11 protein-coding genes and 1 pseudogene are annotated in these 19,485 nt (G+C 67.9%); 4 read left to right on the top strand and 8 right to left on the bottom strand.

Features of this window, described 5'->3' with window-relative positions:
* Positions 1 to 612 precede the first annotated feature (612 nt).
* From QR77_RS45135 to QR77_RS46740, 3 genes are read right to left on the bottom strand one after another with little or no spacing between them, the layout of a single operon-like run.
* Positions 613 to 990: a VOC family protein gene (locus QR77_RS45135; RefSeq protein ID WP_040022834.1), complete on the bottom strand. Its 378-nt coding sequence runs from the start codon at positions 988 to 990 to the stop codon at positions 613 to 615.
* The gene (locus QR77_RS46745; RefSeq protein WP_052488857.1) at positions 987 to 1,379 is read right to left on the bottom strand and encodes an SgcJ/EcaC family oxidoreductase; all 393 of its coding nucleotides are present in this window, start codon (positions 1,377 to 1,379) and stop codon (positions 987 to 989) included. Before QR77_RS46745 ends, QR77_RS45135 begins: the two co-directional genes overlap by 4 nt.
* Entirely contained in the window at positions 1,372 to 2,016 is a 645-nt protein-coding gene (locus QR77_RS46740) for a hypothetical protein (RefSeq protein WP_052488856.1), read from the bottom strand. The genes QR77_RS46745 and QR77_RS46740 overlap by 8 nt, the downstream gene beginning before the upstream one ends.
* Positions 2,017 to 2,217: 201 nt before the next feature.
* On the opposite strand from QR77_RS46740, the gene QR77_RS17645 reads away from it, so the two are divergent.
* Together QR77_RS17645 and QR77_RS17640 are read left to right on the top strand one after the other, a co-directional pair.
* Complete coding sequence (locus QR77_RS17645) at positions 2,218 to 3,180, top strand: LysR family transcriptional regulator (protein ID WP_078876818.1); 963 nt, start codon at positions 2,218 to 2,220, stop codon at positions 3,178 to 3,180.
* Between the two features lie 21 nt (positions 3,181 to 3,201).
* On the top strand, positions 3,202 to 3,738 hold the full coding sequence (locus QR77_RS17640) for a VOC family protein (RefSeq protein WP_052488855.1): 537 nt from the start codon (positions 3,202 to 3,204) through the stop codon (positions 3,736 to 3,738).
* A gap of 43 nt (positions 3,739 to 3,781) precedes the next feature.
* Here the strand turns inward: QR77_RS17640 and QR77_RS17635 are convergent, their stop codons facing one another.
* The 3 genes from QR77_RS17635 to QR77_RS17625 form a co-directional block, all read right to left on the bottom strand.
* Positions 3,782 to 5,302, bottom strand: a complete 1,521-nt coding sequence (locus QR77_RS17635) for a hypothetical protein (RefSeq protein ID WP_150130405.1) — start codon at positions 5,300 to 5,302, stop codon at positions 3,782 to 3,784.
* Between the two features lie 1,053 nt (positions 5,303 to 6,355).
* A complete protein-coding gene (locus QR77_RS17630) occupies positions 6,356 to 8,623 on the bottom strand; it encodes a molybdopterin cofactor-binding domain-containing protein (protein WP_040022832.1) in 2,268 nt (755 codons plus the stop codon).
* Between the two features lie 10 nt (positions 8,624 to 8,633).
* On the bottom strand, positions 8,634 to 9,137 hold the full coding sequence (locus QR77_RS17625) for a (2Fe-2S)-binding protein (protein ID WP_040022831.1): 504 nt from the start codon (positions 9,135 to 9,137) through the stop codon (positions 8,634 to 8,636).
* 1,226 nt (positions 9,138 to 10,363) lie between these two features.
* Between QR77_RS17625 and QR77_RS17620 the strand changes: the two genes are divergently transcribed.
* Together QR77_RS17620 and QR77_RS17615 are read left to right on the top strand one after the other, a co-directional pair.
* On the top strand, positions 10,364 to 12,973 hold the full coding sequence (locus tag QR77_RS17620) for a SpoIIE family protein phosphatase (protein WP_052489629.1): 2,610 nt from the start codon (positions 10,364 to 10,366) through the stop codon (positions 12,971 to 12,973).
* An 804-nt stretch (positions 12,974 to 13,777) separates the two neighbouring features.
* Positions 13,778 to 16,942, top strand: coding sequence for a tetratricopeptide repeat protein (locus QR77_RS17615; RefSeq protein ID WP_078876814.1), 3,165 nt, complete (start codon positions 13,778 to 13,780; stop codon positions 16,940 to 16,942).
* A 443-nt stretch (positions 16,943 to 17,385) separates the two neighbouring features.
* Here the strand turns inward: QR77_RS17615 and QR77_RS17610 are convergent.
* Positions 17,386 to 19,033 (bottom strand): annotated as a pseudogene (locus QR77_RS17610) (ISAzo13 family transposase).
* A gap of 54 nt (positions 19,034 to 19,087) precedes the next feature.
* Positions 19,088 to 19,240 (bottom strand): hypothetical protein, encoded by a 153-nt coding sequence (locus QR77_RS47445; protein WP_173476254.1) that lies wholly within the window; start codon positions 19,238 to 19,240, stop codon positions 19,088 to 19,090.
* Positions 19,241 to 19,485 lie beyond the last annotated feature (245 nt).

Below are 19,485 nucleotides of genomic sequence, written 5' to 3'. Positions count from 1 at the left end.
CCCGGGCCGCTGACCTGGGGTTTGTCGTAGAGCGGGTGACGAGAATCGAACTCGCGCTCTGAGCTTGGGAATCACGGGTGCCTTCGTGGTTCCTTCGCTGGTCGGAGGGCTTTGGTGTCCGGTGGTGAGCGGGTCGGCGATGCTTCGTCTGACAGTCTGCTCCCCGCGCCTGCGGGGATGGACCACAACGACGATTCCGGCCACAACAACGGGGGTTCTGCTCCCCGCGCCTGCGGGGATGGACCCGACATGGCACGGAACAGCACTCGTTCGACGGCCTGCTCCCCGCGCCTGCGGGGAAGGACTCGCCTACTTCACTACCGGGACTCCCCACGAAGCCTGCTCCCCGTGCCTGCGGGGATGGACGCCGGCTGTACGGCCGCCAGAAATCCGGTGGCCACCCTGGTGGAGGCCCCTGACCCCCGTTCCCGACCGCGCCCACCAGGCTCTGCTCGCCGCGACTGCACCACCGGATCGGCGCGGCGCCTCGGAGCCGGTCGTCGTGCGCGACGACGGCCGTCTTCTGGAACCGAGGAACTCAGCAGGCGCTTCGCAGCGCACCGAGTGACACTCGTCTCTGTACCGCACAGACCTCCGCGCATGACCTTGGGCCTACTCGGTCGCGTCCGGAGGCAGGAAGCCGTGCTCGGACAGGTCAAACCAGTTTCCCTCCGGGTCGATCGCCCGGTACTCGGCGAACGGCCGGTCGCCGCCGCGCAACACGGGCCGAGCGACCCCATGGTTCGTCATCCGGTCCGCGACGCGGGCGACATCCGGCACCTCGAACCCGAAGTGGTTGAACCCGGCCGGCACATCCCCGTCCAGACGCTGCTGGATGAGCGCCAGGTTGATGTAGCCGTCGGTCACGAACCGACTGCCGTCGGGGTCCTGGTGGAACTCCTCCATCTGGAGTGTCTCGCGATAGAAGGCGGCAGCGGCGGCGGCGTCCTGGACGACGAGGGCTACATGCCTGAGGCGGGGCCGGTTCACTTCTGTCCCTCCCGGGGAGCTGTGACGGTCATGTTGTGGAAGGCCACGATGCGGTGGCCTGACTCGTCACCGGCCACCACCGCCTGCGCGTGCGTGGCGGGTCCGTCCGGCTCGATCGTGGTCACCGCGTGGACCAGCGTCAGTCCACCGCTGACCGGACGGACCAGCCGGATGTCGGGAATCAGCCGGGTGTTCCTGAGGGGACCGGCGAAGAGGCGGGCGTGTCCGGCCACCACCGCGGCGCGCCCCCGCAGTTCCTCACCGCGCACAGTCACGAATTCGACGTCCTCGTCGAAGACCGCGCCGAACGCCTCGGCGTCACCGCGGCGCCACCCGTCGGCCATCGACCGCCACAGGGCGCGTACACCGTCCATGTCGTCGTCAGCCATTGTCGCCTCCGCCTTCCGGCAGGGCGCTCTCCACCAGCCGGTGCACGCGCAGCGCCAGCCGCCGGCACTCCGCGTCCCACGCCGACAGGGCGTAACCGTGCGCCCCATGTCGACGCTCCACGTAACAGACGGCGTTGACCGGCCAGCCGCTACTGCGAAACACGTATCGGTCCATCTCGGTGGGGCACTCGTCCAGCGGTTGAGTACGGGCCTGCGCGGGGCCGAGCCGGTGCCAGTCGGGGTGCATGTGGACCGAACCCAGGACATCCAGGCCCCGGCGGTCGGCATCGCGCGTGATGCGGAGCAGGTCCGCCGGGTCCAGCCACCACGCGCGGACCGCGTTCTCGTAGGCCGCTCCGAAGCGCGGCACGATCGTCGTTGTGAATTCCTGGCGCGCGCTCGGGTCGGTGGTGCGGACGTTGCGCCCGAACGCCACGTCGTGTACCAGCCAGTCACCATCCGCCGCCGTTCCCAGCAACACGGCGAAACACGGCACCGGATCGTTCTCGGTGATGTTCGCGTATTCGCGTACGGCCGCCGTGAGAAAGCGGTTCAGCGCGGACTCGGAGAATAGTACGGAGGAACTCTCAGGTAAGCGTGCGATTTTGTCACTCGTGGTCCTGGTATGCGTCAGCATGTAACTCACCTAAACGGAAATCGGCTCTTTGGAGGTTGGTCTCCGACCGTGTCACCGGAAGCGGAGGCGCGGCAACAGACAGTTGGCCGGGTAGGCGCCCGAAGGGCCGCAATTATCGACCACTGTCCCGTTTCGGAGCCCTATCGCATTCGGCGATAACACTTCTGTCCCCGCAGCCCGCGGCAGCCGTACGATCCAGCCATGCGTCTGGACATACGGCATTTGGAACTGGTCCTCGCCATCGCCGAGGCGGGCAGCCTGCGACGCGCCGCCGCCCGCCTGCACCTCTCCCAGCCCGCGGTGAGCGCGCAACTCAAACGCATCGAACAGCACGTGGGGGGCGAACTCTTTGTTCGCCTCCCGGACGGTGTGGTGCCCACCCTCGCCGGCACCCTCTTCGTTCGCGACGGCACCCGCATCAGGACGGACCTGGAGGAGCTGACCCGCACGGTCCGCCGCGCCCTCCACGCCGACGCGGCCACGCCGGTGCGCGTCGGCGGAGTGCCTGCGCAGCAGTTCAGCCTGCTGATCAGGGCACTCGGTGTCCTGCTGCCCGAACGCGGCACGACCAGCCGTACGGTGCGGCGCACCGATACCGTCACCGGGCTGCTCGCCTCCGGTGAACTCGACGTGGCGGTGCTGCGCAGGTTTCCCGGCACATCCGTGACGCTGCCGCCCGGAATAGCGCACCGGGTCCTGCTCACGGAGCCGATCTTCGTCGGGGTGTCCCTGGACCACCGCCTGTCCGGTGCTCGGCGGATAGCCCTGAACGACCTGGCGGACGACGTCTGGGTGATGCCGCACCCGGACGACAGCGGCATGAACGGCTACGTGGCCGATACCTGCCGACGTACGGGGTTCGAACAGCGCGTCGGGCACATCACCGACGAGGCGCACGTCGCCTTCGCGCTGACCGCGGCCGGTGACGCGGTATGCGTGCTCTACCCCCTGGGCAGCGCGCGCGAGTCGCTGGCCACTCTCACCCTGGCCGGTGACCCGCTGGTCCGCGACCTCGTGCTGGCCTGGCGCACCGACTCCCCGGTCGCCCCCGCCGTGGACGCGCTGTGCGCGCACATCTCGGAGGGTTACCTCGCCCTTGTTGAGGCCGATGACGTGTATGCACAATGGTGGCAACAAGGCGGGGCTGAACTGGCTGTGCCGTAGGAGGATTTCGGAGGAATTCCGGTGCCGGTCCGAGGACTCAATCACGCGGTGCTGTGGGTGCGCGACGCGGACGCCAGCACCCGTTTCTACACAGAAACCCTCGGACTCCGGGTGGTCGCCGAATCCGGAGACGCCCCTCGGAAGGCGGTTTTTCTCCGGGCGCCGGAATCCGACAATGACCACGATCTCGGCCTGTTCGGCATCGGCGCACAAGCCGAAGAGACGAGGGCCGGGCGCGACGAGACCGGCCTTTACCACCTCGCCTGGGAGGTCCCGACACTTGGCGACCTGCGCACCGTCGCCGAGCGGTTGTCCAAACGCGGGGCCCTGGTCGGCGCCACCGACCACGGCACCACCAAGGGCGTCTACGCCAAAGACCCGGACGGCCTGGAGCTGGAGGTCTGCTGGCTGGTACCTCCGCACCTCGTCGACGACGAGGCCCGCGCCCGGCGTGGCGAACTCGACATCGACGCCGAGATCGTCCGCTACGGCGCCACCACACAAGGCGCCTGTGCCCGTGCTGCCCTCCGCACACCCATCCCACCGGGCGTCGCCTGACGGGCTGCCCCGGAGTCCTGTTCCACCGGAGCCGGGACAACCCTCAGCTCGACGCGAGCTGGTTGGCGATCTCCTTCTGCCACTTCTCGGTATCGGCGCGGTCGTTCAGGGACCGCGCCCACGTGTCCGCCGTCATCTTCAGGTCTGCGGGGCCTGCCTTCAGCGCGACGAGCAGTTCCCGGGCCGAGGCACGCAACTGGGGCGAGGTCTTCTGACCGGCCGGGACATCGGGGCCTGCGGCGAGGCCGTAGAGGGTGCGCGCCATGGCATCGCGCTTGCTGTGTTCGGCCTTCTTCCAGAACTTCAGCGCTTCCTTGAGGGCGTCCGAGCGGGAGGTGGGCTCGCGGGCGGCCGGGCCACTCCCTTCCGTGGGTGGGGCCCAGCGGTCGGGATGGCGGGCGCCCTCGTAGCGCTTCTGGCCGCCGCGCCCGGCCTTGTACGCGGTGACCGAGAGCAGCAGCCCTGCCGCTGTCGCGGCCAGGCCCCAGCCGACCGGGTTGCTCGCCAGCGCCCCCGAGGCGGCCGCTGCGACCGTCACCGCGCCGCCGGCCGACCTCACGCCGTCTCCGACCGCGCCGACCCCCTGCTTCCAGAGCTTGTTGCGTTGCTTTGCCAGGGCGTAGTCCCGGGTGGTGCTGAGGCCGTTGGTGTCCTGCGCGCGCTGGACGTCCCCGGCGGCCTTCTCGATGGTCGAGAAGGCGTGACTGGCACGGTCCAGGGCGGCGCTCAGCCGATCCGAGAGGCCGTTCCCGTCGCCGTCGTGGGCGCGCTCCAACGCGGCATAGGCATTCGCGAGCGCCCAGTGGCTCTCCATCTCCGCCTCGCGGAGCCGAGTGAGCTCGTGGTCGTCCACCGGCGCGGGCACCTCGATCCTCTTGACGGCCCGGTACTTGCGCGTCGTCAGCCCGACCCGACGTGCCGCACGGACGCTCTTGACGCCCGCGACGGCGCCGATCACCCCGCCCCCGGCCTCAGCGAGACTCGCTGACGTCACGACAGCCCCCGCGTGCAGGGAGTTCTTGGCGACGCCGATGACGTCGGAGCTGTAAGTCGCCAGGTTCTGGATCGCGTCGAGCGTCTTGGAGGGGAACTTCTTGCGTGGGGCGTGGGAGGAGGGACCCGTCGGGTTCTCCTTGGATTCCTTACGCGCCTTGCGTGCGTCGAGGACGTTGTTGACCGCCGTAACCCCGTCGGTGACACCCATCTCGGCGCCGGCCGCGGCGGAGGACGCGCCGACCTGCTCCGACAGTCGCGTGTCGGAGTTCTGGGACGCCCCCCAGTTCATCTCTGCGTTGGCCGGGACCAGACCGCGCAGGACGAGGGTGTCGAGGACGTCGAGGTGCTTGTTGGCCCGCTCCAGCGCACTGGCGATCCTCTCTCGGATGTTCAGCCCGCTACGGGACGCCCTCACCTCCGGCTTGCCCGTCTCGTCACCGGACGCCTTCGCGCCGCTGCCGGACGCCTTCGCCCCGCTGCCGGACGCCTTCGCCCCGCTTTTCGCCGCAAGACGCTGGACAACGGCGGACGCGGCCCTGTTGCCGGCGAGCGCCTGTATCGACCCCATCAGCGGTCCGACGCCGCGGAGGTGCGGCACCCCCGCCAGCTTTTCCGCGCCGCGTGAAACAGACCGGGGCCGTGGAACGGTCGGCTGCCGCGTACGGTTGCCAAAAGCAGTAGTACCCACCGGTGTCCTTTCTGCTCGCGCTGACACCGGGTGTGTGGCAAGTCGAGCCATCCCGCGGGGTCTTGCTTTCTTCACAGTATCGACCGCCTTCCGACCCTCGGGGAAGGCATTTCTCGACTCACATCGGTTCTGTGCGCCGGTTCGTGGGCGTCGGACCGCCGCTCAGGCCGTGCCGGTGCCGGTGCGTCGGTGGCGGCCGCGTCACCCGCCCTCCTGCCAGGGCCGGCCGGGTGACCCCGGTGAACGGCCGACCGCCGGAACCTGTTGGCCGACCACGGCGGTTTCCGTTGCGCCGTCCGTGCCGGCTGTGAAGACGTTGTCATCGAGGCGGCGTTGGCGTTTTCCTGCGTCAGGGCCCGCGTGGCCAGGACCGCGCCCAGTAGGTTCGTGCTCATCTCGCGCCGGGCCCCTTGCGGATCTCGGAGTTGTCGTAGCAACGAGGTGCGCAGGAGGCCCTGATGTCGCAGGTGCGCCGGATCTACCGGTCGAGTCCAGTCCGTACGCTCGCTCGTGTGACTGCCTCGCGCACAGGTTCGGCAACGCGGCGGATCAGCCGGACCGGGCACCGGTGTACGACACGGATCTGACGGGTGAACAGTGGGCACAGGCCGACGCCGACCAGTCGGGCAGGAGCGCTGCCCCGGACGGAGACGCCCGCTGCCCAGGGCGGAACGAGACTGTCGCACCTGTGTCGGCGTCAGTGGCAACGGCTTCGGGATGCGCCTGCGCTGACTGAGCGGAACGGTTACTCCTCGTCCGACACGACCTCCTCGCGGCGTCCTGGGCGTACGGGGTAGCGGGCCCCGACGGTGAGGGCAGGGCCCGGAGGCGGCATCGGCTGCTCAAGGCGGTGCGTCGCCCTCTGCTCGTGAATTCGTGAATCTCCATAGGCAGGACTGGCGCCGCGGCACTACCCCGGTGCGGCGCCAGCCGTCAGGACCCCGTTGCCGCCTTGACCACGTCAGCCGTGAAGGGCATCGTGCGGAGCCGCACGCCAGTGGCGTCGAAGATGGCGCTGGAGATGGCGGACGGCATTACGTTGACGGCCGGTTCGCCGACTCCGGAGGGAGCTATTCCGGGGTTGGGGACAAGAACGGTGTTGATCGTCGGCGTCTCGTCCATCCGGAGCAGCGGGTAGCTTTCCCAGTCGGCGGTGGTGATGTTGGCGGTATCGAACTTCACCTCCTCGTGGAGGACCCGGCTCGCGGTCTGGAGCACGCAGCTCGAGATCTGGTGCTCGATGGCGCGAGGGTTGATCATCTGACCCTGGTCCTGCGCCACGGTCACCTCCGTGAGCAGCACCTGACCCGTCGCGGGAGTCACCTCCAGCTTGACCACTCCGGCAGCGTAGGTGCCGTCGCGGACGACGAACGCGACGCCCTGCCCCGTAACCGTGCCGTTGCTTGTGCTCGCGTCTTTCTTGGGCGAGGGCCGCGACTCCCACTTGGCGGCCTTCGCAGCCGCTTGCAGGACGGCGATCGCCCGCGTGTCGGAGAGGAGCTTCAGGCGGAACCGGAGCGGGTCCTGTCCGGTCTTGGCAGCGATCTCGTCGACGAAGGCCTCCTGCGCGAAGGTGATCTGGTACTGGCCGGGTGACCGCAGGAATGTGGTGCGGATCCCGAACGGGTAGGCCGAGGTGTCGGCGCCCAGCTCCGGTATCTGGTGCGCGAGTTCCAAGAGGTTCGGGAACTGGTAGAGGTCGGGGCCGGTCCAGCTCCCGACCGGTTTCCGTTGGTTCGGCATCTGCACGCCGACCAGGAGGGGTCCGAGCATGGTGCTGTCGTTGTTGGGCGCCATGAACGCATCGTGCTTCCAGGCGATGACGTCGCCGGACTCGTCGAACCCGGCTGCCATGTCGTGCAGCGTGCCCGGGCCATGGGGTTCCCAGATGTGCTCGTCCTCCCTGCTCCACTGCACGCGTACCGGCTTCCCCAGCTTCTGGGAGAGGAACACCGCCTCCGACGCCGCGTCGTCGTAGTTGGCGCTGAGGCGCCCGTAGGGGCCGGAACCGTCAAACCACAGCACCTCGACCTGCTGGGGGGAGATGTTCAGCATCTGCGCGACGCCGTTCCGCAGACCCTGCGGGTACTGGGTGGCGGACCAGACAGTCACGCTGTCCTCAGAGCGCACGTCGGCGACGGCGCAACTCGGCCCGATCATTCCGTGGTTCTCGAACGGGGTCTGGTACGTCGCCGCCAGAGTGGCGGCGGCGGAGGCGAAGGCGCTGTCGAAGTCGCCCTGGCTGGCGTGCGTCATGACGTTCGACGGTATGGCGCGCATGGCGGCCGGCCAGTCCTCGGTCGTGGGCAGGCCGTTCCAGTCCGACCAGGTGACCGGGAGGTTGGCTGCTCCCTTGACCGCGTCCCACTCGTGCTCAGCGACCACCGCGATCAGGTTGCCCAGTTGGACCACCTGCGCATTGCTCCCGGAGGGGAGCCGGCCCACCGAGACCACGGTGGAGCCGATCCCCTTGGGGTGGACGATCCGGGCGTGGAGCATGTCCGGGACCCTGACGTCGTGGACGAACACGGTCTTCTGGCTGACCTTGTCCACGATGTCGACCCGGGGGACGGACCGGCCGACCAGCGTGTATTCGGTGAACGACTTGGGCGTGGCCCCGACGTGTGTGCCCTGGCCGTCGATCACGATCGGTGTCACCGCCGTGAGCGCCTTGCCATGGACCAACTGGCCGTAGCTCACTTTCTTCGAACCGTGGCGGACCACGCCGTTCTCCACCGTGAGTTCGTCCGCCGGAACGCGCAGCCGCTTGGAGGCCAGGGAGAGCAGTGTGGCCCGGGCCTCGGCGGCGATCAGCCGGGCCTGCACTCCTGCTCTGGCGATCGTGCTGCTGGCGGCCGTGACACCCTGGTCCGGGGTGACGTCGGTGTTGCCCATCACCAGTGTGACCTTGTCGAACGCGACATCGAGTTCTTCGGCGACCATCTGCGCAAGGGCGGTCCTGTTCCCCTGCCCCAGCTCGACGTGTCCGGTGCGCCAGGTGACGATGCCGTCGGCGCGCACCGTCAGCCACGTGGAGAGGTCGGTGAGCTCGGGGGAGGGGAAGGGCATACCCGTGGCTGCTGCTTCCGCGACCGACGTACGCAGAGCTGCCGGCACTGCTGCCGACATCACGACCAAGGCCCCTCCCGCCTTGAGGAGGCTGCGCCGGCTGAGCTTCCCGGGTTCTTCTGTGATGCTCATGGTCGGCTCCTCAGGCCATCAGCTCGGCGGCCCGCTGTACCGCCTTGATGATCTTGTCGTAGGTGCCGCACCGACACAGGTGGGGCGAAGGACCCGAGGTGCTGAACGCTGCCATGATCTCGCTCACCGAGGGGTTCGCGTTGCCGGCGAGCAGGTTGGCGGCCGTGATCATCATCCCGTTCTGGCAGTAGCCGCACTGCGGGACCTGCTCTTCGATCCAGGCCTGCTGGATGGGGTGCAGGTCCACGTGCCGGATCTTCTTGTCCGTCGCCCAGAGGGCGGGCAGTCCCTCCACTGTCGTGATGCTCTGCCCCTCGAAGTCCGAAACGGGCTTCACACACGTGCGTCTCGCGCCGTCGTCCGCGAGCACCGAACAGGAGCCGCATTGCTCCAGGCCGCAGCCGAATTTCGGTCCCGACAAGCCGAGCTCTCCGCGCAGCACGTAGAGCAGCGGTGTATCAGGTGACGAGGTTACTTCCGCTTTCTTGCTATTGACGAACAGCTCGATTGTCATGCAAAACCTCCGTCGGGAAGGGAAGTGGCCAAACCCTTTCGTGCATTTCTCGTGCGGTGACCCGGCGATGAAAGGTCAGTGGTGGGACAGTGGCGGTTACGCCGGATTTCGGCAGGCTTCTTCTTCGCTCCTTCTCATGACGGCGTACACCCAGTTCGGAACTCTGGGGCTCCAGAGGCCTTCGGCACGCGGGACGCCTGAGACCCCGTACGAGCACCCCAACGCTGACCAATGGTGGGCGTTTTCGTCAATCGATCGGAACGAGACTGGCGGGAATTCGACACCGTTGAGTCGGATGACAGGTTTTTACGTAGTACCTAAGGGCCTGTCATGTCGCTTACCCGCTTGGGCGGCTGCCCTCAATGCTCTTCGGGGGACAAGCGCGGCGAAAATGCCCGGCGATGTCAAACTGCCCGGCAGGCCACGAACATCCCATTCCACCCACGCTCTCGTTCCACGCCACACCTGGGAGAACCGCGGACGGTGCTACCGGCGCCTCTCCGGAGACCTGGCCGTGTCGGGTATCAAATCCGGTCGGAGGGCTCGGTGTTGCCACAGGGCGAGCGCTCGCGTTGCGTCCTGCTCGCCTGCCTGCTGACCCTGCCCAACGTGTTCGCGGTGTCGCGGCTGCTCCCGATGAGCGTTCAGGAATGAACGCGGAGCCTCCTCTCACCCACCCCCACCAGCCATGCTCTGTTCGGCGTCGTGCCTGACGGAATCAGGACAGAGAACAACAAGACCGGTGGCACGAATTGTGGAGTTTGGGGGGAGAAGCGGAGCTGTGTGACCCGTGTGACGGCGGAGTCCGTGTGTGAGAAAGGCCATTCGGCAGACCGGTAAGCCCTGTCAGAGGTCTGCGTTGATCGGCTACTCGCGCTGCCAGGACCATCGTGACTGGACGCCCGAGCGGAAGAGGAAGGCCAAGAAGCGCGCTGAGCCATCTTGCCGCGCGGGGCATGAGAGACCGGCTTGGCGGGTTGCCGGCGAACGGGGGCCGGGACGCCTCCGGGCGGCAAGCTCTCTGCTGAGGGGTCACCGATCGGGTCCCCCGTGGGAAGCCGGCAGTCGCCGCCCTTGGTCAATTAGAGTAAAAAGATCATATGGTGCGTTTCGGGCGTTGGCTTCGCCTCCGGCCGGAACCTGCGGCCTCGCGCAGGCCCGGGGGCGGTCGGGGCGGTCGGGGCGGTCTCGGGTCCGCGCTGAGCGTGCACAGCGTGGTCGGCCAGATGTTTCTGCTGCAGATCACGGTGGTGCTGCTCATCGCCGTCGGCGCCTCCGCCGTCCTCGTACTGACGGTGCGGCGCGAGGCCGACCGCGAGGCCGCCAACCGCTCACTCGCGGTCGCCGAGAGCTTTGCCCATGCTCCGGGCATCGAGGCCGCCCTGAAGTCCGCCGATCCCGCGTCGGTGCTGCAGGAGCGGACCCTGGAGGCGGCGAAAAGGGCCGACGTCGATTTCATCGTCATCGTGGACCGGGAGGGAATCCGCCTGACCTCCTCGACCCCGAGCCTCATCGGCAAGCGCACCACGCAGGACATGGCTCCCCTGCTGGCCGGCCGGACGGCCAGGGACAAGACCACCGGCACACTCGGTCCCCAGATCCGGGCGTTCGTCCCCGTCAAGGACGCGCACGGTGGTGTGATCGGCGCGGTCGGGGCCGGCATCACGATCGGGAGCGTCAGCGGCACGGTCGACCGTCAGTTGCCCGTCCTGTTGGGCGGCGCCGCCGGCGCGGTGGCTCTCACCACGGGCGGGGCCGCCTTGGTCAGTAGACGGCTGTCGCGCCAGACCCACGGGCTCGGACCGGCCGAGATCACACGTATGTTCGAGCATCACGACGCTGTCCTGCACGCCGTCAGGGAAGGGATCCTCATCATCGACGGGGGTGGGCGGATCCTCCTGGCCAACGACGAGGCGCGGCGGCTGCTCGGTCTCCCACCGGATGCCGAAGGACGCCACGTGAGAGAACTGGGGCTGGCTCCGCAGACCGCCGAACTGCTGGCCTCGAACCGGGAGGCCACGGACGAGATGCATCTGTCGGGAGGCCGGGTGCTCGCCGTCAACCAACGGCACATCGACAAGCACGGCGGGCCGCCGGGCAACGTCGTGACCTTCCGCGACTCCACCGAGCTCCAGGCGCTCTCCGGCAGGGCCGAGGAGGCGGGCCGACGTCTCAAGCTGCTGTACGACGCGACCGTGGGGATCGGTACCACCCTCGACGTGACGCGAACGGCCGAGGAACTGGCCGAAGTGGCGGTGCCGCAGTTCGCCGACCACGTCACTGTCGACCTCGCGGAGCCCGTCCTGCGCGGGGAGGAGGCCGTCGGAACGCAGAAGGTGCTCCGTCGCACCGCCACCGCCGGCATCCGGCTGGGGCACCCGCTCCTCCCCACGGGCACGCCGATCAAGTTCTCCGCCACCGGGCCCCGGCTGAGGGGCGTCGGCACCGGTCGGGCGGTCATCGAACCCGATCTGCACCAGGCCGTCGAGTGGCAGACGCAGGACGTGCGGCGAGCCGAACAGGTGCTCGCCTACGGAATCCACTCCCTCATCTCCGCCCCGCTGTCCGCCAGGGGCTCGTTCCTGGGGGTGGCGAACTTCTGGCGTTCGGGGAACTCCGAGACCTTCCGGGACGACGACCTGGCTCTTGCCGAGGAACTGTGCGCCCGCGCCGCCGTCTCCATCGACAACGCCCGGCGGTACACCCGGGAGCACGACATGGCGGTGACGCTCCAGCGCAGCCTGCTCCCCAGCAGTCTGCCCGCGCAGAACGCCCTCGACGTCGCCTACCGCTATCTGCCCGCGCAGAAGAACGTCGGCGGCGACTGGTTCGACGTGATCCCGTTGCCGGGCACACGGGTCGCCCTGGTGGTGGGCGACGTGGTGGGGCACGGCATGCACGCCGCGATCACCATGGGCCGGCTGCGTGCCGCCGTCCACACCTTCTCCGCGCTCGACCTGCAGCCCGGCGAGGTGCTCGCCCACCTCGACGAGCTGGTCGACGTCCTCGACCGCAGCGAGGAGACGGCGGAGTCCGCCGGTGCGATCGCCGGAGCCACATGTCTGTACGCCATCTACGATCCGGTCGACCGGCGCTGCACCATGGCCAGAGCCGGTCACCCGCCGCCGGCGATCGTCTACCCCGACGGGACCGTCGAGTTCCTCGAACTCCCCGCGGGGCCGCCTCTCGGCGTGGGCGGTCTGCCGTTCGAGACCGCGGAAGTGGTGGTGCCCGAGGGCAGCAGGCTGGTGCTCTACACGGATGGCCTGATCGAGAACAGGGGCCGGGACATCGACGAGGGGCTCGACAAGCTGGCCCGCACTCTCGGCCTCGCGGGGGAAGATCCCGAGCGGATGTGCGAAGCGGTGCTCGACGCGATGCCGCCCGCGCATGCCACGGACGACATCGCTCTGCTCGTCGCACGCACCAGGTCGCTCCCTTCGGACCGCGTGTCGCGCTGGGACGTACCGTCCGACCCGTCGGCTGTCGGGCCGCTACGCACCGCCGTCGCGAACAAGCTCGCCGAGTGGGACCTCGAGGAGACCAGCTTCGTCACGGAACTGATCCTCAGCGAGCTGATCACCAATGCCATCCGCTACGCCTCGGGTCCGATCCGAGTCCGGCTGCTGCTTGACCGCCAGCTCACCTGCGAAGTCTCCGACGGCAGCAGCACCTCTCCCCACCTCAGCTACGCGACCGCGACGGACGAGGGGGGACGCGGCCTGTTCCTGGTTGCCCAGATGGCGGATCGCTGGGGTACCCGCTACACCCCGGAGGGCAAGGTCATCTGGTCGGAGCAGCCCCTTCCTGAGGGGTACGCGGCGGGGGCCGGCTGAGAGGCTGTCAGGCGGCCTTCGACCGGAAGCGGCGTGCCGGGGCGCCTGCCCGGTCAGCGGTCACCCGACAGCCTCTGGGCGGGACGGGCGCCTCAACGCCGCAGCCCGGACACCGTGCGCGTGCGGGGGCGCCCACCCGCGTTCATGGCAAGCCGGCTTCTGGCAGTGGGGTCGGTCCAGCATCCCCTGAACGGCCGTGAACGGAGCTGACAAGACGGAAACGGAGACGATCCGACCGTCAGATGTCAGCAGCGGGTGCCCGCCCCGCCTTGACGAGCTGGTGCGTACCGAGCGGAGCGAGCCCGACAAGGCATCGGCTGCGGCCTCCGGTTCCGGCCTGGCGCAAGGCGCTACGAGAGGTCTGGACAACAACGAAGCCCCGGGCCACTGGCCTGGGGCTTTCATGTGGAGCGGGTGACGAGAATCGAACTCGCGCTCTGAGCTTGGGAATCACGGGGGCCTTGTTAGCATTCACGCTGGTCAGCGACGCGTTCGGCTCTGAAGTGCCCACCCGACTGGTGTTGTTGGTGACCGTGACTGACCGCTCGGTACCGCTGGGCGTGGTGCGGAAGTGGTGCGATGGGCAAGTCTTACCGATCATTTAGGACGGTGGGCTGGGTGACGCGTGCGACGGTAAGCAATTCGTCAAGGTTCTTGTAGTTGTTGGGGTTGCTGGTGAAGGAGGGCCCTACGCCGTTCGGTGCGCGCACTGCTGTCGGTGCCGCCCAGTACGGTGGCCCTACGTGCGACCGAGCACGGGGTGTAGCCGCGGAGTCGTCCGACCGGCGGGGCAAGGGGGAATTGATGGCACCGAGGCCGGGTGGGGAGACGGACAAGTTTGGCAATCGCTACGAGGGTGCCTGGACGATCAGGCACGCCTTGTACGTTCTAAGTGGGAACGGCGATTGGCTCACGGTCGAACCGAACGGAACCCTCGGGGAAGGTACCGAGTTCGCCTACCGCCACCTCGATCGCACCGAGGTGCACCAAGTCAAACGACAAAACCGCAATGCCAATGGTTGGAACGTGGCGTCCCTGGAGGCGAAGGGGATCTGGCGGCACCTACGCACCCACGCCGAAGCGGGGCACGACTTCCACTTCGTCTCCATGGTGCCGGCCCGGACGCTTCAGGAACTCGTTGACCGCGCCCGCCGCTCCGACGACTTCCCCTCTTTCGTGCGTGACTGGCTGACGGACGAACTCCGTGTGCCCTTCGATGAACTCGCGGCCCCCCGCATCTACGGCGAACCGGAAACGGCGTGGCGCATGCTCCGCGCCCTGTGGGTGGAGTGGCCCGATGAGCGCGACGTGGTCGCCGTCAATGCAGCCCTGGCCGAACAAGTCCTGGCCGGGGCTTCCGGCCGCTTGGCAGCCCTCGCCTTGGGCGACCTCCTCCTCAACTCCCTGGGCACGCGCCTGGACGCAGCGGCGTTGACCGCCCGACTCCCGCAGTACGGGCTGCGGCGTGCGAGCCCGCCGGAGGGCGACGCCATGGCACCGTCGGCGGACGGGGTCGCCCAGGCCACTTCCGGCCGAGCTGCAGAAAGGACTGCCCCCGCCCTCTCGGGACTGCCCGCCCCGTCCGGCACGTTCACCGGCAGGGAGGCAGCCGTGACCAGGCTGCTCTCACTGCTGGACCCGGGTGCCATCAGCGAGCCGCCGACGGTCCATGTGGTCGCCGGGCTCCCCGGCGTCGGAAAGACCGAGTTGGTGCGGCAGGTTGCCCATCGCGCCCATGGCCGGGACGGATGGTTCACCGGTGTCCTAGCCGTCGAGCTACACGGATACGACCCCGCCCGCCGTCAGGGCCCCGATGAGGCGCTCGCCTCCATGCTTCAGGGGCTGGGTATCGACCATGAACACATGCCCGTGAGTCTTGAAGACCGCGCGCGACTGTACCGATCGACGCTGCGCAGCCGAGCCGATCAGGGCCAGCGCACCCTGATCGTCCTCGACGACGCCATGGACAGCGAGCAGGTCCGGCCCCTCCTCCCGGGTGACGTGCGCAACCCCGTGCTGATCACCTCCCGACACATGCTGTCCGACCTGGACGCCCGCCTGCACGACTTGACCGTTCTAGATCCTGTGGACTCCGTTGACTTGATCCGCCTTGTCCTGCGAGCAAGCCGGGGCGAGGGGGACACGCGAGTCGACGACGCCCCGGACGCGGCTGAGGCCATCGCCCGGCAGTGTGGGTACCTCCCACTGGCGCTCCGAATTGTCGCCGCCCTCTTGGCAGACCAGCCGACCCGGCCGTTGTCCTCGATGGCCCGGGCTCTAGACGACGAGCATCGCCGCCTGCGTCGGTTGAGCCGAGGGAACCTCGCAGTAAGAGCCGCCTTTGAACTGTCCTACCGGCACTTGCCGCCGGACCAGGCACGGCTCTTCCGGCTCCTCGCGCTCAACCCCGGCCCAGATGTCTCCACCGAGTCCGCAGCCCAGCTCTGCGATGTCGATTCCGACATGGCCGAGGAACTTCTGGAGGCCTTGGGGCGCGGCCATCTGGTTCAGAGCACGGCCACCTACGGCCGGTGGGGCATGCACGACCTGATCCGGCTCTACGCGGACGAGATCGGACGGACGGAGCACGCCGCCGACGATCGATCCGACGCATTGGACCGGCTGCTCCGCCATTACGCGGACCGCTTGACCGAGGCGCACGACCACCTCGTCCCGGGTCTACCTTCAGCGGCCCGGTTCGCCGATCGGAGCGCCGCGCTCTACTGGCTGGACGAAGAACGAGCGAACCTCGTTGCGGCCATCACCGCAACGCCCCGCACACACGACCCCTACGTCATCCTGGAGATGGCGGGACGTATTGGCGACTACCTCAAACTGCGTAGAGGTTTCGTCGAGTTGACCGCCGTATACGACAGCGCACTGGAACACTGCTCTGGAAGCACCCCTACCGCTTTCCGTGCCGCGTTCCTCGACGCACGAGCATGCGCTCTCAGAGGACTGGCCCGGTTCCCTGAAGCGGTTGCCGCACACGAGGAGGCTCTCCGTATGCACAGGGAGGATGGTTCAATTCTGGGTGAAGCGGAGGTATTGACTAACCTCGGTTACACCCTGCACGAAATGCGTGAAATCGAGCGGGCCGTGCTCGTGCTGCAAAAGGCCGTTGTCCTACAGGACAAGGCGGGAAATCGCCGTGGTGAAGCCGCCGCACTCAACAACCTCGGACGTTCTCTGGACGAGTTGGGCCGCTATGAGGAAGCGGTGAACGTGTACCGGCGGGACATCGAGATCTGCCGCTTTGTTGGTGACTGGCACGGTGAGGCGGTTACCCAGAATAATCTCGGCCTGGTTCTCAGGGTATTGGGACGGTTCGGTGAGGCCGCAGCCGCGCATGCGGCTGCACGGGACGCGTTCCACGCGGCCGATGATCGCCACGGCGTTGCTATGGCCCTTACCAATCTGAGTACAGCGCTGCGTGAGGGCAGATTCGGCGACGGGGCGGACATCCTTGAGGAGGCTGTGGCCCTCTGTCACGAACTCGGGGATAAGCGCGGCGAAGGCATCGCCCTGACGAACCTCGGGACCAGCCGGAGTGAGGCGGGCGCGTCGGCCGAGGCCGCCCGGATGCTGAGCAGGGCCAGCGACCTGCTTGAGGAGGTCGGCGACGCCCACGCGCAAGCCAAGGCGCTGATGAACCTGAGCAAAGTGTGCGCGGTGCTGGAACTCCTCGACCGGGCCATCGAAGCAGTTCGTGAGGCGAGCGTGCTTTTCCGGACAGCCCGGGATCGCCATGGGGAGGGGAACGCGCTCTTCCTGCTCTCGTCGGCCCTCTGGGCGACAGATCCAGAAGAGGCCATCTCGCTCGGTATGGCAGCAGTCGCCGCTCTTGGCGAGACAGACGATAAGGCGCTGACCGAACAGGCGACGGCGCTTGTGGCCGCGATGCGGGAATCCGTCGACGGCGACGAACTCCCCGCGGGTACCGGCGGCGGCGTTCCGGACGAGGGCTAAGGGCTCGCAGAGAATCAACACGCGGTTTTGATCTTCGTTAGGGGGGTGGGTACTGGTCGAGGTAGGCGGCCACATCAGTCTGGGTGCGGAATCTGGCCGTTGAGGGGTGGATCGCGTAGTCGTGCTCGGCCAGTAGCGGGCGTGCTTCTTGGATGGCCCGTGTGAGAGTGCTTTCCGGTGGCGCCGAAGAGCCGGGCGAGCAGGTCTGGGTGCCGATCTTGCGGATGCAGAGCACGGTGGCGAGGATCCGGCTGCGTCGGACAGCGGATGTGATTGGGGCTTGGAGCCGTGCCACGCTCATCTGAACACCCGCTTCGGCCCGAGCGGTGGCAACAAGAGTGGCGTAGCCCCCATGCCCGGACAACGCTGACCCCATGACGCGGACACGGCCACCAGGCCCGATGCACCTCATTGTGTTAGCTGTTGTTAGGGCGTGCAGATCTTTAACTCGTCTTTTTGACCTTGGTCTGGGTGGAGTCGGGAGCCAGGAACGTCGCGACGTCGGCTGGTGTGCGAAGTCGGGCGGTAGAAGTGTTGATGTGGTGGCCGTGTGCTTCCAGGAGTGGGCGGACCTCCTGTTTGGCGCGGCTGATGGTCATGGCGGTGACGTCGAAGAGTTGACCGAGGAGGTCCATGGTCGCGAGCTTGCGCAGGTGGAGCACGGTGACCAGGATCCGGTCGGCTGGGGTGAGCTTGGCTTTGGCACCTGTGCCAGTGGCCACCAGGCGCTCGTGACCGCGACGTGTGCGGAGCACTTGCTCGCGTTGAACCTCCAGCGCTGGAGTCAGTGCGTCGATGAGCTCGCTGAGCTGTTGGCGGGTCATCCCGGTCAGTTCTGGGTTCTGCAGCGAACGCCGCGTGAGGCGAAGCGGTCTGCTCGCCGGGGCGGGGTCTGACGTGCTGTCGGTCGTCTCCGCGTCCATCGGATGCTGGGAGTGGAGGGTGTAGTTCCAGTCGCCGTGGAAGCGGTGGCGGGTGATCGGCAGGGCGGCGATCTCGTCGTCGCTGACCTGGATGCCGGTGGGGTACGAGCTGGTGTCGAGTTCGGCGTGCACGGTCAGGCCGGTTTTGGTGGTGGTCGCCGCGATGCTCTCGACGATGACTTCGTGGCTGGTCAGGGGTCTTCCGCTTCCACTTCGAAGTGCCCGGAGGCAGGTGGCAGACGGTTACCGCCAGGCCGGCCTCAGCGGCGAACCGGGCGAGTTCGGTCTTCCAGGTGCGGGTGCGATACCCGTTGGAGCCGCCCGCATCGGCGGTGATCAGCAGTCGGGCGGCCCTCGGGTAAGTGGCCCGCCCGGCTCCGTTCCACCAGCGGCGGATCGACTCGACGGCGAACGCGGCGGTGTCGTGGTCGGTGCCCACGTTGACCCAGCCGGTGTTCGCGGCGACGTCGTAGATGCCGTAGGGCACCGCTCTGCCCAGCTCGCGGTCGGGGAAGTCGTGGGTGTCGACTCGCACCGGCTCGCCTCTCGGCGCCCATTCACGGCCGTTGTTCTTGAACGGGCCGACCAGTTCCTTCTTCTTCGTGTCCACGCTGATCACCGGAGCCCCGCCATCCTGGTGGTCGCGGACCTGTTCGTTGAGGTGGTGGAACTGTGCCTCCCGGTCGGGGTGTTGCTTGCCTTCCAGGGTCTTGGCGTTGCTCTGCAGGCTGAAGCCCTCCTCCCGCAGGAGGTCGCCCACCGTATCCGCGCAGATCGTATGGCCCTGCCGGGTCAACTGCTCGGCGAGCTTGCGGGTGGATTTGGTGGTCCAGCGCAGCGGCGACATCGGGTCCCCGCGGACGTCGGGCTCGACCAGCATGAGGAGTGCCTCTCGAACGGCTGGGTTCTGGTCGACGACGCGTTTGCGGCCAGCGCCGGGCCGTCGAATGCGTCCCAACGGGGCCTCTCCGGAGTCGAGTTCCCGCACTCCGGCCGACACAGTGGCCTCACGGACACCGGCGGCGCGGGCGACTGCTCTGATCCCGCCGTGGCCGAGAGACTGGGCCTCCGCCCCTATCAGCAGACGACGCTGCCGCTCGTCGAGGTGCGGCAGAATCGCCTCGAACTTGCCCGCCAGCACGGCCCCTTGCCCATCCAACCCGCTCATGCCAGACCAACGAACCACCGCACGGAAAGCCACGAGTTAAAGATCTGCACGCCCTTAGCCGACCGTCACCGTGAACCCGTGGATCATCATGATCAAGGCGCCTACGACCACGCCGACCACGATCAAGACGGCGATCAAGCGTGTCGTACGGCGCTCCTCCGCGATGGCGAATCGAACTGTCCGCCACCACTCCTTGTCGAGCTTCATGCTCCCCACCTCTCAATCTGTGTTGGTGAGTTGAGGTTCCTAGGCGCCTCTAGGAGATGTTTCGCGGCGGTACGCTGTGAGGCACAAAGAATCGTGGTGAATCGTGGTGAACCGAGCCCTCGGCTCCACGGCGGGGGAGGGGCGCGGTGCCTGGTTCAGCAAGCAGAGCGGTAGAGATTCCTGACTCGATCCCGCAGGGACCTCTCCGGGTGTGGCTGGAGTGGTTGAAAGAGCTGCGCAGGAGG

The sequence above is a fragment of the Streptomyces sp. 150FB genome (assembly GCF_000818195.1).
Taxonomy (GTDB): domain Bacteria; phylum Actinomycetota; class Actinomycetes; order Streptomycetales; family Streptomycetaceae; genus Streptomyces.
The sequence above is the reverse complement of the archived record's forward strand: the minus strand, read 5'-3'. Positions and strand labels throughout refer to the sequence as shown.